The 255-nt window shown below is 52.5% G+C and carries 1 rRNA gene; it reads right to left on the reverse strand.

Features of this window, described 5'->3' with window-relative positions:
- Positions 1 to 255, reverse strand: a 16S ribosomal RNA gene (locus KI362_RS25420); the annotation flags it as partial.

A 255-nucleotide genomic window follows, 5' to 3' on the forward strand; every position in this document is an offset into this window, starting at 1 on the left:
GCAACTAAAGTTAAGGGTTGCGCTCGTTGCGGGACTTAACCCAACATCTCACGACACGAGCTGACGACAACCATGCACCACCTGTCTTGAATGTCCCGAAGGAAAGGCACATCTCTGCACCGGTCATCCAGATGTCAAGACCTGGTAAGGTTCTTCGCGTTGCTTCGAATTAAACCACATACTCCACTGCTTGTGCGGGTCCCCGTCAATTCCTTTGAGTTTCAGTCTTGCGACCGTACTCCCCAGGCGGAATGC

The organism is Paenibacillus apis (genome assembly GCF_018333295.1).
Lineage (GTDB): Bacteria > Bacillota > Bacilli > Paenibacillales > Paenibacillaceae > Fontibacillus > Fontibacillus antibioticophila.